This is a genomic window from Kitasatospora sp. NPDC088264, assembly GCF_040685715.1.
Classification (GTDB): Bacteria; Actinomycetota; Actinomycetes; order Streptomycetales; family Streptomycetaceae; genus Kitasatospora.
On record NZ_JBFBIR010000002.1, the window covers coordinates 16,015 to 28,438 of the forward strand.

At 73.3% G+C, this 12,424-nt stretch carries 13 protein-coding genes; 6 read left to right on the forward strand and 7 right to left on the reverse strand.

All coding sequences use genetic code 11. The annotated features are described in order from the left end of the window. Nucleotides 1-179: 179 nt before the first annotated feature. Nucleotides 180-797: an RraA family protein gene (locus AB0O82_RS01965; RefSeq protein ID WP_363579688.1), complete on the forward strand. Its 618-nt coding sequence runs from the start codon at nucleotides 180-182 to the stop codon at nucleotides 795-797. Between the two features lie 119 nt (nucleotides 798-916). Here AB0O82_RS01965 and AB0O82_RS01970 read toward each other — a convergent pair whose 3' ends face one another. Continuing rightward, nucleotides 917-1,762, reverse strand: coding sequence for an isocitrate lyase/phosphoenolpyruvate mutase family protein (locus tag AB0O82_RS01970; RefSeq protein ID WP_363579689.1), 846 nt, complete (start codon nucleotides 1,760-1,762; stop codon nucleotides 917-919). Between the two features lie 120 nt (nucleotides 1,763-1,882). On the opposite strand from AB0O82_RS01970, the gene AB0O82_RS01975 reads away from it, so the two are divergent. Together AB0O82_RS01975 and AB0O82_RS01980 are read left to right on the forward strand one after the other, a co-directional pair. After that, on the forward strand, nucleotides 1,883-2,914 hold the full coding sequence (locus tag AB0O82_RS01975) for a winged helix-turn-helix domain-containing protein (protein ID WP_363579690.1): 1,032 nt from the start codon (nucleotides 1,883-1,885) through the stop codon (nucleotides 2,912-2,914). Between the two features lie 152 nt (nucleotides 2,915-3,066). Beyond that, nucleotides 3,067-3,741: a Crp/Fnr family transcriptional regulator gene (locus AB0O82_RS01980; RefSeq protein WP_030240972.1), complete on the forward strand. Its 675-nt coding sequence runs from the start codon at nucleotides 3,067-3,069 to the stop codon at nucleotides 3,739-3,741. Between the two features lie 117 nt (nucleotides 3,742-3,858). Here the strand turns inward: AB0O82_RS01980 and AB0O82_RS01985 are convergent, their stop codons facing one another. The 5 genes from AB0O82_RS01985 to AB0O82_RS02005 all read right to left on the reverse strand — a co-directional run bounded on the left by AB0O82_RS01985 (nucleotide 3,859) and on the right by AB0O82_RS02005 (nucleotide 6,510). Continuing rightward, nucleotides 3,859-4,692, reverse strand: coding sequence for an MBL fold metallo-hydrolase (locus AB0O82_RS01985; RefSeq protein WP_363579691.1), 834 nt, complete (start codon nucleotides 4,690-4,692; stop codon nucleotides 3,859-3,861). After that, a complete protein-coding gene (locus AB0O82_RS01990; protein WP_363579692.1) occupies nucleotides 4,689-4,859 on the reverse strand; it encodes a hypothetical protein in 171 nt (56 codons plus the stop codon). Before AB0O82_RS01990 ends, AB0O82_RS01985 begins: the two co-directional genes overlap by 4 nt. Nucleotides 4,860-4,956: 97 nt before the next feature. Continuing rightward, complete coding sequence (locus AB0O82_RS01995; RefSeq protein WP_363579693.1) at nucleotides 4,957-5,823, reverse strand: NUDIX hydrolase; 867 nt, start codon at nucleotides 5,821-5,823, stop codon at nucleotides 4,957-4,959. A gap of 64 nt (nucleotides 5,824-5,887) precedes the next feature. Beyond that, complete coding sequence (locus tag AB0O82_RS02000; protein WP_350881963.1) at nucleotides 5,888-6,355, reverse strand: RidA family protein; 468 nt, start codon at nucleotides 6,353-6,355, stop codon at nucleotides 5,888-5,890. Continuing rightward, nucleotides 6,352-6,510 (reverse strand): DUF4177 domain-containing protein, encoded by a 159-nt coding sequence (locus tag AB0O82_RS02005; protein ID WP_094743074.1) that lies wholly within the window; start codon nucleotides 6,508-6,510, stop codon nucleotides 6,352-6,354. Before AB0O82_RS02005 ends, AB0O82_RS02000 begins: the two co-directional genes overlap by 4 nt. A gap of 208 nt (nucleotides 6,511-6,718) precedes the next feature. On the opposite strand from AB0O82_RS02005, the gene AB0O82_RS02010 reads away from it, so the two are divergent. Both AB0O82_RS02010 and AB0O82_RS02015 read left to right on the forward strand, forming a co-directional pair. Then, nucleotides 6,719-7,801 carry an ArsA-related P-loop ATPase gene (locus AB0O82_RS02010; RefSeq protein WP_363579694.1) on the forward strand — a complete coding sequence of 361 codons (1,083 nt, stop codon included), beginning with the start codon at nucleotides 6,719-6,721 and terminating at the stop codon, nucleotides 7,799-7,801. A gap of 122 nt (nucleotides 7,802-7,923) precedes the next feature. Further along, nucleotides 7,924-9,042 (forward strand): ArsA family ATPase, encoded by a 1,119-nt coding sequence (locus AB0O82_RS02015; protein ID WP_363579928.1) that lies wholly within the window; start codon nucleotides 7,924-7,926, stop codon nucleotides 9,040-9,042. Between the two features lie 203 nt (nucleotides 9,043-9,245). On the opposite strand, the gene AB0O82_RS02020 is transcribed toward AB0O82_RS02015, so the two are convergent. Continuing rightward, the gene (locus tag AB0O82_RS02020; protein ID WP_030240986.1) at nucleotides 9,246-9,569 is read right to left on the reverse strand and encodes a WhiB family transcriptional regulator; all 324 of its coding nucleotides are present in this window, start codon (nucleotides 9,567-9,569) and stop codon (nucleotides 9,246-9,248) included. A gap of 423 nt (nucleotides 9,570-9,992) precedes the next feature. Between AB0O82_RS02020 and AB0O82_RS02025 the strand changes: the two genes are divergently transcribed. Continuing rightward, nucleotides 9,993-12,419 (forward strand): transglycosylase domain-containing protein, encoded by a 2,427-nt coding sequence (locus tag AB0O82_RS02025; protein WP_363579695.1) that lies wholly within the window; start codon nucleotides 9,993-9,995, stop codon nucleotides 12,417-12,419. Nucleotides 12,420-12,424: the final 5 nt, after the last annotated feature.

The window sequence follows — 12,424 nt, forward strand, 5'->3', positions numbered from 1 at the left end:
ACGGCCGCCCGGGTGCACGGCCGCCCGGGTGCGCGGGTGCGCGGGTGCGCGGCGACGCAGCCCACCGCGCCCGAGCCGGTGCAGTTCTCCGGCCGAAGGGCCTTCCTCGCCCGAACCGTCGCGGGTTAGCGTGACCGGCGGCGGCCGGCCGCCGCCTGCCCACCGAAGAACGAGGAAGCATGGACCAGGACTTCAAGGACATCCCCACCACCACCCTGGCCGACGTGCTCGGGCGCGCCCAGGTCATGGACATCGGCATCCGTCCGCTGTGGGCGGGGGCGCCGCGGGTGGCCGGCCCGGCGTTCACCGTGCAGTGCCCGCCCGGCGACAACCTGATGCTGCACGCGGCGATCCACCGGGCCGAGCCGGGCACCGTGATCGTCGTCGAGTCGGGAGACCTGGACTACGCGCTGGCCGGCGGCAACGTGTGCGCCGTCGCGCAGCGCCGGGGCGTCGTGGCGTTCGTCGCCGACGGCCTGATCCGGGATCTGGGCGAGGTGCGGGAGCTGGGCTTCCCGGTCTTCGCCCGCGGCGTGATCCCGATCCCGGGGGCCAAGCGGGAGCTCGGCACGCACGGCGCCCGGGTGCGTTGCGGCGGCGTGCTGGTGGCGGCCGGTGACATCGTGGTGGCCGACGAGGAGGGGGTCGTGGTGGTGCCCGCCGACCGACGTGCCGAGGCCCTGGAGGCGGCCCGCGCCAAGCTGGCCAAGGAGGCCGCCGAGACGCTGGACGACTGGGAGGCGGCGCACCGCACCCGGATCGAGAAGACCCTCGGCGAACTGGGCTTCACCGGCTGACCCCCTGCCCGGCGAGCCCGGCCCGGGTGAACAGGGCGGGTGAACAGGGCGGGTGAACGGGCCGGGTGAACGGGCCGGGTGAACGGGGCCGAGCGGCCGTGCTCCCGGCGGGCCCGTGGTCAGCCCCGGTACAGCCCGTTCAGCTCGCCGAAGCCGAGCGCGCCGTCCAGCTCCGCCAGCGTCCCGGCGCCGAGCAGTTCGGCGGCCGCGCGGCGCGCCGCGGTGTACGCGAGCTGGGCGAGCCCGGTGCCGACGCTGACACGCCGCACCCCCGTGGCGGCGAGTTCGGCGACGGTCGGCCCGCCCGCGACGGCCATGGCGTTCACCGGCAGCGGGGAGCGCTCGCACAGCCCGGCGAGGGCGTCGAGGTCCAGCAGCCCGGGGACGAACAGGCCGTCGGCGCCCGCCTCGGCGTAGGCCTCGGCCCGGGCCAACACGTCGTCGAGGCCGCCCAGCCCGAACAGGAGGACGTCGGTGCGGGCGTTGACCACCAGCTCGGGCAGCCCGGCCGCGGCCGCCGCCGTCCGGGCCGCCCGCAGCCGGTCGGCCTGCTCGGCCACCGGGAACAGCGGGCCGCCGACGGCCGTCGAGTCCTCCAGGTTGACGCCGACGGCACCCGCCCCGACCAGTGCCGCCACGGTCGCGGCCACGTCGGCGGGCGTCGGCCCGTAGCCGCCCTCGGCGTCGACGGTGACCGGCACGTCCACGGCCGCGACGATCCGGCGGGCCGCCTCGACGGCCTGCGCCCGGTCCAGCCGGTGGCCGTCGCCGTGGCCGAGCGACCAGGAGACGCCGCCGCTGGTGGTGGCGATCGCCGGGGCGCCGGCCGAGGCAATGACGGCGGCGCTGCCCGCGTCCCAGGCGTTGGGCAGGACGAGCGGGCCGTCCACGACGAGCTCCCGCAGCCGCAGCGCCCGCTCGCGCGGCGTGGGGGTGGGGGTGGGGGCCTGAGGGGGAATGGACATGCGGGGTCACCGTTCTTCCGTGCCGTCGGGTGCTGCCTCGGTTCCCCCGCATCGTGCGGCCCGGCCCGGGCGGGTCACCACTGATTAAGCTGGGCCCGAATCTTCTGGGAGGGGCCCGGCATGCGGACGGCACTGCACTTCTCCGCGAACGACCTGGCGCTGACCCGTTTCGCCCTCTCCCCCCTGCAGGAGGTGGTGACCAGCCTCCGCGCCCTCGCCCACTCCCCCGTCCCCGCGCTGCACCGCCGCTGGGCCGACCAGGTGCGCGACCGGCTGGCCGCCACCGGACTCGACCGCGGCCGGCTGGCCGTCATGGTCCCGGCCGTCGGCCACCTGCCCGACTTCCTCAACCCCGCACCGGCGGGCTTCTCCCCCGCCCTCGCCGACGAACTGGCCGCGATCGCCGCCACCGGCGCCGGGCAGGTCCGCGCCGACCTGGACATCCTCGCCGCCGAGGCCGGCGGCCGCCTGCCGCCCGTCCTGGAGCCGCTGTACCGCGACCCGGCGGCGCAGCTGCCCCGGCTCACCGCCGAGATCGAGGCGTACTGGCAGCTCGCGCTCGCCCCGTACTGGGCCCGGATCCGCGCCCTGCTGGAGGCGGACGTGTTCCACCGCTCCCGGCAGGCCGCCGAGCACGGCACCGCGCGGATGCTGGACGACCTGCACGAGACGGTCCGCTGGGACGGCGCGGCGCTGCGTCTGGAGCGGCGGCACTGCGCGGTCGCCCGGCTGAGCGCCGGGGCCGGGCTGCTGCTCCTGCCGTCCGCCTTCGCCTGGCCGCGGGTGCTGACCCGGGTGCTGCCGCCGGACCCGCCGCAGCTGAGCTACCCGGCGCGCGGCGCGGCCACCCTGTGGGAGCCGCGCCCGAACGGGCGCCCGGACGCGCTGGCCGCCGTCCTGGGCCGGTCCCGGGCCCGGCTGCTGGCCGAGTTGGACTCCCCGGCCTCGACCACCGAGCTGGCCCGCCGCACCGGTCTGTCCGCCGCCGGCGTATCGCAGCACCTGACCGCCCTGCGCGCGGCGGGTCTGACCAGCGCCCACCGGGCCGGTCACAGCGTCCTCTACGCCCGTACGGCGGTGGGCGATTCACTGTTCGAACCGTCCGATGACGCGTTCGACCCGGTGCCGCCCCCGCGACGCCCCACCCGGTGACCCGCCGGTACGAATGGCCCCGCACCGCACACCTCGGCACACCCCCTCCTCATATGATCGGAGCGACATGCGCCATGCTTGGTGATGCAGAGCACGGTACGGAACTTGCGCCGGACGGCCCACCCGCCGAACGGCCGAGAAGGAGGAAGCACGTGGACGACGTTCTGCGGCGCGCCGCACTCTTCGCGGCACTCGACGACGAACAGGCCGGCGAGCTGCGCGCTTCCATGACCGAGGTGACCCTCGCCCGTGGTGAGTCGCTGTTCCACGAGGGCGACCCGGGCGACCGGCTGTACGTCGTCGCCGAGGGCAAGGTCAAGCTGCACCGCGCCTCGCCGGACGGCCGCGAGAACATGCTCGCCGTCCTCGGCCCCAGCGAGATGATCGGCGAGCTGTCGCTGTTCGACCCGGGCCCGCGCACCGCGACCGCCAGCGCGCTGACCGAGGTCAAGCTGCTCGGCCTGGGCCACGGCGACCTGCAGCCCTGGCTGCACGCCCGCCCCGAGGTCTCCATCGCGCTGCTGCGGGCCATCGCCCGCCGCCTGCGCCGGACCAACGACGTGATGTCCGACCTGGTCTTCTCCGACGTGCCCGGCCGCGTCGCCAAGGCCCTGCTGGACCTCTCCCGCCGGTTCGGCGTGCAGTCCGAGGAGGGCATCCACGTCGCCCACGACCTCACCCAGGAGGAGCTGGCCCAGCTGGTCGGCGCCTCCCGCGAGACGGTCAACAAGGCGCTCGCCGACTTCGCCGGCCGCGGCTGGCTGAAGCTGGAGGCGCGCGCGGTGGTGCTGATGGACGTCGAGCGGCTGTCGCGCCGCTCGCGCTGACCTCGGCGCGCACGTCTTCACGCCTTCACGCCGTAAACGCCGAAGGGCCCGTCCGCTCGGACGGGCCCTTCGGCGTTCCCCTTCGGCGTTCCGTTGCCCGCCCCGCGCGCGACGGGATCAGTCGAGGCCCGGGATCAGCCCGTGCTCCTCCAGGTACTCCAGCTGCGCCCGGACCGAGAGCTCGGCGGCCGGCCAGAGCGCCCGGTCGACGTCGGCGTAGACCCGGGCCACCACCTCGTCCGCGGTCCGGCAGCCGGCCTCGACCGCGGTCTCCACCTGGGCGAGCCGGTTGGCCCGGTGGGCGAGGTAGTAGTCGACGGCGCCGAGCGCGTCCGCGAGCGCCGGACCGTGGCCGGGCAGCACCGTCCGCACACCGTGCGCGGAGGCCATCGTGTGCAGGTGGCGCAGCGAGTCCAGGTAGTCGCCGAGCCGACCGTCGGGGTGGGCGACCATCGTGGTGCCACGGCCGAGGACGGTGTCGCCGGTGAGGATCGCGGCGTCGGCGGGCAGGTGGAAGGTCAGCGAGTCCGAGGTGTGGCCGGGGGTGGCGACCACCCGCAGGTCGAGGCCGCCGACGTCCAGCCGCTGGCCGTTGACCAGGCCCTCGGAGCCCAGCCGGTGCGCCGGGTCCAGCGCGCGCACCTCGGTGCCGGTGAGTTCGGCGAAGCGGGCCGCGCCCTCGGAGTGGTCGGCGTGGCCGTGGGTGAGCAGGGTCAGCGCGACGCGTTTGCCCTGCTGTTCCGCGAGGTCGACCACCCGGCGCAGGTGGCCCTCGTGCAGCGGGCCGGGGTCGACCACCACGGCGAGGTCCGAGCCGGGCTCGGAGAGCAGCCAGGTGTTGGTGCCGTCCAGCGTCATCGGCGACGGGTTGGGCGCCAGCACGCACAGCGCCCGGGCCGTGGCCTCGCCGTCGATGGTGGCGGCCGGGTCGCCCGGCAGGAGCCCGCTCACCGGTTGTCCCCGCCGGGCCGGTGCAGGGCCCTGAGCGGCAGGACCCGGACGAGCGGCCGCTGGGCCTCGACGAACGGGACCGGACTCTCGCAGGCCGGGGTACGGGGGATCAGGCGGCGGGCGGGCAGCTCGGGTGCCGTCCGGCGAGCCACGGCGTTGTGGGTCATCGGGCGTCGGTCCTCTCTGTTTCGAGTCTGTTCGGCGGCGTCGTCGGCGTCGTCGGCGTCGTCGGGCGACAGTGCCGACGAGGGCGGCGCCGGTCGGTCAGGCGTCCTCGGGGAAGTCCCCGTCGATGGTCAGTTCGTCGTACCCGGGCCAGCGGACCGTCATCCGGTCGCCCCGGACCTCGGCCCGGCCCAGCACCGGCTCCAGCGACCGCCCGGAGGCCGCGGTCAGCGCCTCCGCGGCGGTGCGCACCGGCGCCAGCTCGCGCAGCACCGTCACGGTCGGCGGCAGCATCCCGAACCGGCCCTCCCGGTAGCCGAGAACGGCCTCGGCGGGCGTCAGCCAGGCCACCCGGTCGGCCTCGCCGACCTCCAGGGCCGCGCTCTGCCCGGCCGGCAGCACCGCGACGAAGAACCACGTGTCGTAGCGGCGCTCCTCGAACTCCGGGGTGACCCAGCGGGCCCAGCCGCCCAGCAGGTCGCTGCGCAGCACCAGAGCGTGGTCGCGGAGGAACTCGGCGAAGGACAGCTCGTGCGCCTCCAGCGCCGCCCGCTCGGCGCTCCAGTCGCGCGGCGCGGCGACGCTGTCCGCGTCCGGGCCGGCCAGCAGGACGCCGGCTTCCTCGAAGGTCTCGCGGACGGCCGCGCAGACCACCGCCCGTGCCGTCCGGGCGTCCACCCCGAGCCGTCGCGCCCACTCCTCGGGCGCCGGTCCGGCCCAGCCCGTCTCCACCTCGGCGTCGCGCGGATCCACCCCGCCGCCCGGGTAGGCGTACATGCCGGCCGCGAAGGCCATCGAGGTGCGCCGGCGCAGCAGGTACGCCTGCGGCCCGGCGGCCGCGTCGCGCAGCAGCACGACCGTCGCGGCCAGCCTGGGCACCGGCGGGGTCAGCACGCCGGAGTCGACCGCCCGGATCCGGGCGGGCCAACCGGGCGGCATCGGGAGCGTCGTCGCTCGATGGTCCATGCCCGGATGCTAAGCGCACGAAGGCGGGGTTGGACAGGCCCAACCCCGCCTTTCGCGATCACGCTCAGCTGCTCTTGACGCGCACCTGGAGCTCGACCTCGACCGGGGCGTCCAGCGGCAGCACCGCGACGCCGACCGCACTGCGGGCGTGCACCCCGGCCTCGCCCAGCACCTTGCCCAGCAGCTCGCTGGCACCGTTGATCACGCCCGGCTGACCGGTGAAGTCGGGGGCGGAGGCGACGAAGCCGACCACCTTCACGACCCGCTCGATCTGGTCCAGGTCACCGATCACCGACTTGATCGCGGCCAGCGCGTTCAGCGCGCAGGTCTGCGCGAGCTCCTTGGCCTCCTCCGGGGAGACCTCGGCGCCGACCTTGCCGGTGCTCGGCAGCTTGCCGCCGACGACCGGCAGCTGGCCGGAGGTGAACACGAACTCGCCCGAGCGCAGGGCCGGCACGTACGCGGCGACCGGAGCGGCCACCGGCGGCAGGGTCAGACCCAGGTCGGCGAGCTTGGCCTCGACCTTGCTCATGCGTTCTTCTCCCGCTTGAAGTAGGCCACCAGCTGCTCCGGGTTCGGGCCCGGCACGACCTGGACGAGCTCCCAGCCGTCCTCGCCGAAGTTGTCCAGGATCTGCTTGGTGGCGTGTACGAGCAGAGGCGCCGTCATGTATTCCCACTTGGTCATGGCCAGACTCTAGACGAGCGGCCACGGCGATCGGCGCCGCCCACGGACCGGCGTGTGAGGTGGCCCACAAAGGGGGCATGATTCAGGCCCGGCCCCCCTGGTGCTCCGGGCATCCGGCGCGCTCCCTGGTTACCCTCGCGAGAGGGCACCGGTAGTTCGGGCCGGCCGACGGAGCGGCCCCGGCCCACGAGACGGACGGAGACGGAGCGTGGCACGCACCCCCGGCCAGGCGGCCCGGCGCGACCCCGACTGGGAGGGCGTCCGGCTGCACGTGGTCAGCGGCAAGGGCGGCACCGGGAAGACCACGCTGGCCGCCGCGCTGGCGCTGGCGCTCGCCGCCGACGGCGGCCGGGTGCTGCTGATCGAGGTCGAGGGGCGCCAGGGCATCGCCGAGCTGTTCGGCATCGCCGCCCTCCCGTACGAGGAGCGCCGGATCGCCGCGGTCTCCCGCGCCCAGCTGGGCCTGCCCCCCGACGACGGGGGCGGCGGAGGCGGCGGCGAGGTGCTCGCGCTGGCCATCGACCCCGAGCAGGCGCTGCTCGAGTACCTGGAGATGTTCTACAAGCTCGGCCGGGCCGGCAAGGCGCTGCAGAAGGTCGGCTTCGTCGACTTCGCGACCACCATCGCGCCCGGCGTCCGGGACGTCCTGCTCACCGGCAAGGCCTGCGAGGCGGCCCGGCGCAAGGGCCCGGACGGCCGCCGCCGCTACGACGCGGTCGTGATGGACGCGCCGCCGACCGGGCGGCTCACCCGGTTCCTGAACGTGAACGCCGAGGTCGCCGGGCTGGCCCGGATCGGGCCGATACACACCCAGGCACAGGCCGTGATGCGGGTGCTGAAGTCGCCGGAGACCGCGGTGCACCTGGTCACCCTGCTGGAGGAGATGCCGGTGCAGGAGACGGTCGACGGCTTCGCCGAGCTGCGCGAGGCCAGGCTCCCGGTGGGCGGGGTGATGGTCAACATGGTCCGGCCGCCGGTGCTGGACGCCGCGGCGGTGGCCGCGGTGGACGGGAACCACCGCGAGGAGGTCGCCCTGGCCCTCGGCGAGGCCGGGCTCGGCGGGCGCTCGCGCAAGCCGGAGACGGTCCGGGCGGCGGTGGAGCCGCTGCTCGACCCGCTGCTGGAGCAGGCCAGGGAGCACGCCGAGCGGGTCGAGCTGGAGCGCGAGCAGCGCGCCGACCTCCAGCAGCTGCGGCTCCCCACGTACGAACTGCCGCTGCTGGGCGAGGGCGTGGACCTCGGCGGGCTGTACCGGCTGGCGGGCGAACTGAAGCGGCAGGGGGCGGCGTGACCACCAACGGAACCAGCGGGAACGGCGGGGCCGGCCGGGCCCACGGCGGCGGTAGCAGCGGTGGGGTCGGCGACGGCGGCAGCGGTGTCCGGGCCGCCGGCAGCCGGCTCGCCGTCGACGGGCTGATCGACGACCCGAGGACCAGGATCATCGTCTGCTGCGGCTCCGGCGGCGTCGGCAAGACCACCACCGCCGCGGCGATCGGCCTGCGGGCCGCCGAACGCGGCCGCAAGGTCGTCGTTCTGACCATCGACCCGGCCCGCCGGCTCGCCCAGTCGATGGGCCTGACCGAGCTGGACAACACCCCCCGGGTCGTCAAGGGGGTCACCGGCAACGGCGAGCTGCAGGCCATGATGCTCGACATGAAGCGGACCTTCGACGAGGTCGTGCTCGCCCACGCCGAGCCCGAACGGGCCAAGGCGATCATGGAGAACCCGTTCTACCAGTCCCTGTCGGCCGGCTTCGCGGGCACGCAGGAGTACATGGCGATGGAGAAGCTCGGGCAGCTGCGCGATGCCGAGGAATGGGACCTGATCGTCGTCGACACCCCGCCGTCCCGCTCCGCACTGGACTTCCTGGACGCGCCCAACCGGCTCGGCTCCTTCCTCGACGGCCGGGTGATCCGGATCCTGACCGCCCCGGCCAAGGTCGGCGGCCGCAGTGCGATGAGGTTCCTCAACGCCGGCATGGGCCTGATCACCGGCACCCTGGGCAAGATCTTCGGCGCCCAGCTGCTCACCGACGTGCAGACCTTCGTCAGCGCGATGGACTCGATGTTCGGCGGCTTCCGCGAGCGCGCCGACCGCACGTACCAGCTGCTCAAGGCGCCGGGCACGGCGTTCCTGGTGGTGGCCGCGCCGGAGCGGGACGCGCTGCGCGAGGCGGCGTACTTCGTCGACCGGCTCGCCGCGGACCGGATGCCGCTGGCCGGTCTGGTGCTCAACCGGGTGCACGGCTCGGGCGCGCCGCAGCTCACCGCGGAACGGGCGCTGGCGGCCGCCGAGGCGCTGGAGGAGAACGGCTCGGAGCACGCCTCGCCCGAGGCCGAACTGCTCGCGGCCGGGCTGCTGAGGCTGCACGCCGAACGGATGCAGATCATGGGGCGGGAGCGCCGAACCCGCGACCGCTTCGTCTCCGTGTACCCGGACGTGCCGATCGTGGAGGTCGCCGCGCTGCCGGGCGACGTGCACGACCTGGACGGGCTGCGCGCCATCGGGGACCGGCTCAGCGGCACCGCGTAGGCACCGGCCCGACCCGGGCGCCCAACACCGGTGCGCCCGGCGCGAACGTCGTCGGCACGGATGTCCTCAGCCCGAACGTCCTCGGCGCGAACGTCCTCGGCGCGGGTGCGCCGGACACGGGTGCGCTGGGCACCGATGTCCTCAGCCCGATGGCCCCCCGGCACCGGTCTGCCACGGCGCGGGTCCGCACCGCGCCGGTGTGCTCAGCCCGCCTGGGCGTAGTCCGTCAGTATCACGCCGGTCGCGAGCGACTCCTCGTACTCGGTGCGGGCCGTCTCCAGCAGTCTCCGCCACGAGATGACCGTCGGGCGGCGGCGCAGCAGCGCCCGGCGCTCGCGCTCCGTCATCCCGCCCCAGACCCCGAACTCGACCCGGTTGTCCAGTGCGTCCGCCAGGCACTCCGTGCGGACGGGGCAACCGCTGCACACCGCCTTGGCGCGATTCTGCGCCGCCCCCTGGACGAACAACTCGTCCGGATCACTCGTGCGGCAGGCGGCCTGCGCACTCCAGTCGTCAACCCAGCCCATCCCGGCGCCGTCCTCTCCCGTATCGAGGCTCCCCCACGGCGGCAACGGCATATTCACCGTTGCCAGTTGAGGACGTTACGGAAGAACGACAGCGAGCAACAGCCCCTCCGGGCTCAATCTCGAATGACCCGATTGGACTATGGGTACCGGTCAGCTCACTCGTTGGAGTGATCGCAGGTCGCAAGCCTTGTCAATCGCGACGCGGCAACTCTCGCCACGCGTGTCATCACGGAGCGCTACCGTTCACACGGGTACAGCAGGCCACAGCTGCCTCAAAAACCCTCTAATATCGGGCAATTCGGGCAAGTCTCTGCACTCACAAGAGTGAATGGTGTTGACGCACCGAAGCTGTCGCAAGCTTGTGACAAGCGTAGGGGAACACCTGCCCCTGTGGGCGGGATTCCGCGACGTAGGGTTCTCCTCATGGCACCGAAGCGCCCCCAGGCATCCCAGCCCCCAGGCAACACCGGAGCTCCGCGCGATAAGCGCCGCGAGTCGCCGCTCGACATCGCGGGACACGGAGTGAAGTTCCTGGGCGTCAGCGTGCTCTCCGGAGTCCTGCTGGCAGGCCTCGCCCTGCCCGCCGTCGGCGCCATCGGGCTGACCGCCAAGGACACGGCGGAGAGCTTCTCCAACATCTCCGACGACTTCAAGACCCCGCCGCTCACCCAGGCGACGCAGATCTTCGACGCCAAGGGCGGCCTGATCGCCAAGGTGTACGAGCGCGACCGCACCGTCCTCACCGCCGACCAGATGTCACCGTTCATGCGGCACGCCCAGGTCGACATCGAGGACGCCCGCTTCTACGAGCACGGCGCCGTCGACCTCAAGGGCGTGCTCCGCGCCATCGGCAAGAACGCCGAGAGCGGCACCACCTCGCAGGGCGCCTCGACGCTGACCCAGCAGTACGTGAAGAACGTCAACGTCGAGAAGGCCGGCGACGACCAGGCCGCGGTGCTGGAGGCGCAGCGCAAGACCCTGGGTCGCAAGATCCAGGAGCTCAAGGTCGCGATCAAGCTGGAAGAGGACCTGTCGAAGGACCAGATCCTCACCAACTACCTCAACATCACCTTCTACGGCCACCAGGCCTACGGCATCGAAGCCGCCTCCCAGCGCTACTTCAGCAAGAGCAACAAGGACCTGACCGTCGCCGAGGCCGCCACCCTGGCCGGCATGGTGCAGAACCCGTCGTCCTACGACCCGGTGCGCTACCCCGACAACACGGTCAAGCGCCGCAACGTCGTGATCGACAAGATGCTCGAGAACAAGCACATCACCGCGGACCAGGCCAAGGAGGCCAAGGCCGCCCCGCTGGGCCTGAAGTTCAAGGACCCGCAGAACGGCTGCATCACCGCCCAGGCCGGCATGGGCTTCTTCTGCGACTACGTGCGCCACGTGGTCAAGCAGGACCCGGCGTTCGGCAAGAGCGCCGCCGACCGCAAGAAGCTGTGGGACACCGGCGGCCTCAACATCTACACCACGCTGGACCCGGACAAGCAGGCCGCCGCCCAGAACGCCGTCACCAAGAAGGTCAACGTGACGGACACGGTCTCGGCCGCCGCGACCATGATGGAGCCCGGCACCGGCAAGATCCTGGCCATGGCCCAGACCCGCCCGTACGGCCTGGACCCGAACAAGAACCAGACCGTCGTCAACCTCAACGTCGACTCCGCGATGGGCGGCGGCAACGGCTTCCAGACCGGCTCGACGTTCAAGCCGATCCTCGCTGCGGCGGCCCTGGAGTCGGGCCTGTCGCCCACCCAGCCGTTCCCCTCCGAGAACAAGATCGACTACCCGCAGATGACCACCTGCACGGGCACCTGGAGGAACACCGACAAGCCCAAGGCCACGGTGAAGAACGAGTCGGCCGGCGAGATCGGCCCGTACGAGCTCAAGCAGGCCATGGCCCTCTCGGTCAACACCTACTTCGTGCAGATGGAACAGCAGGTCGGCCTCTGCGCGATGAAGCAGATGGCCAACAAGCTGGGCATCACCCAGTCCGCCAAGGGCGACGCCTTCCAGGAGGTCCCCTCGATGGTCCTCGGCACCCTGGAGCTCAGCCCGCTGACCATGTCGAACGTCTACGCGACCTTCGCGGCCCGCGGTAAGTACTGCACCCCGATCGCGATCAACAAGATCAGCACGGTCGACGGCAAGGACGTCAAGGTCCCGCAGACCACCTGCAGCCAGGCCTTCTCCGAGCAGACCGCGGACGCCCTCAACACCGTCCTGCTCAACGTGACCGAGAAGGGCACCGCGGCCGCGCTCAAGCTCGACGACGGCCGGCAGATCGCCGGCAAGACCGGTACCACCGACGAGAAGAAGGCCGCCTGGTTCAGCGGCTACACCCCGTCGCTGGCCACCTCCGTCTGGCTCGGCGGCCCGGCCGGCGGCGTCAAGATGAAGAACATCAACATCGGCGGCAAGCACTTCGACGAGGTGTTCGGCGCCGACGGCCCCGGTCCGATCTGGCAGCTCGCGATGAACCAGGCCCTCAAGGGCTCGTCCCCGGAGCAGATCCAGACCATCAACATCCCGGACCCGGCGCCCAAGACCGACCCCAACGCCAACCAGACCGGCGGGGCCACGCCGCCGGCCGACCCCGCCCAGCAGCAGCCCGGCGGCAACCCGCCGCCCCAGGGCGGGAACCCGGGCGGCAACCCCGGTGGCAACCCGGGCGGGAACCCCGGCGGCGGCAACCCGGGCGGGGGCAACCCTGGCGGCGGCAGCAACAACGCCGGCGGGATGATCGGCGGCGGGTTCACCTTCCCGCCGGGCGTCATCGGCGGGAACAACGGCGGCAACGGTGGAAACGGCAACGGCGGCAAGCACGGCGGCAACAACGGCTGACCGGC

Bases quoted from the DNA above. Each gene is read 5' to 3' on its own strand.
- AB0O82_RS01965 (WP_363579688.1), top strand. From the start codon at position 180: ATGGACCAGGACTTCAAGGACATCCCCACCACCACCCTGGCCGACGTG.
- AB0O82_RS01970 (WP_363579689.1), bottom strand. From the start codon at position 1,762: ATGTCCATTCCCCCTCAGGCCCCCACCCCCACCCCCACGCCGCGCGAG.
- AB0O82_RS01975 (WP_363579690.1), top strand. From the start codon at position 1,883: ATGCGGACGGCACTGCACTTCTCCGCGAACGACCTGGCGCTGACCCGT.
- AB0O82_RS01990 (WP_363579692.1), bottom strand. From the start codon at position 4,859: ATGACCCACAACGCCGTGGCTCGCCGGACGGCACCCGAGCTGCCCGCC.
- AB0O82_RS01995 (WP_363579693.1), bottom strand. From the start codon at position 5,823: ATGGACCATCGAGCGACGACGCTCCCGATGCCGCCCGGTTGGCCCGCC.
- AB0O82_RS02000 (WP_350881963.1), bottom strand. From the start codon at position 6,355: ATGAGCAAGGTCGAGGCCAAGCTCGCCGACCTGGGTCTGACCCTGCCG.
- AB0O82_RS02005 (WP_094743074.1), bottom strand. From the start codon at position 6,510: ATGACCAAGTGGGAATACATGACGGCGCCTCTGCTCGTACACGCCACC.
- AB0O82_RS02020 (WP_030240986.1), bottom strand. From the start codon at position 9,569: ATGGGCTGGGTTGACGACTGGAGTGCGCAGGCCGCCTGCCGCACGAGT.
- AB0O82_RS02025 (WP_363579695.1), top strand. From the start codon at position 9,993: ATGGCACCGAAGCGCCCCCAGGCATCCCAGCCCCCAGGCAACACCGGA.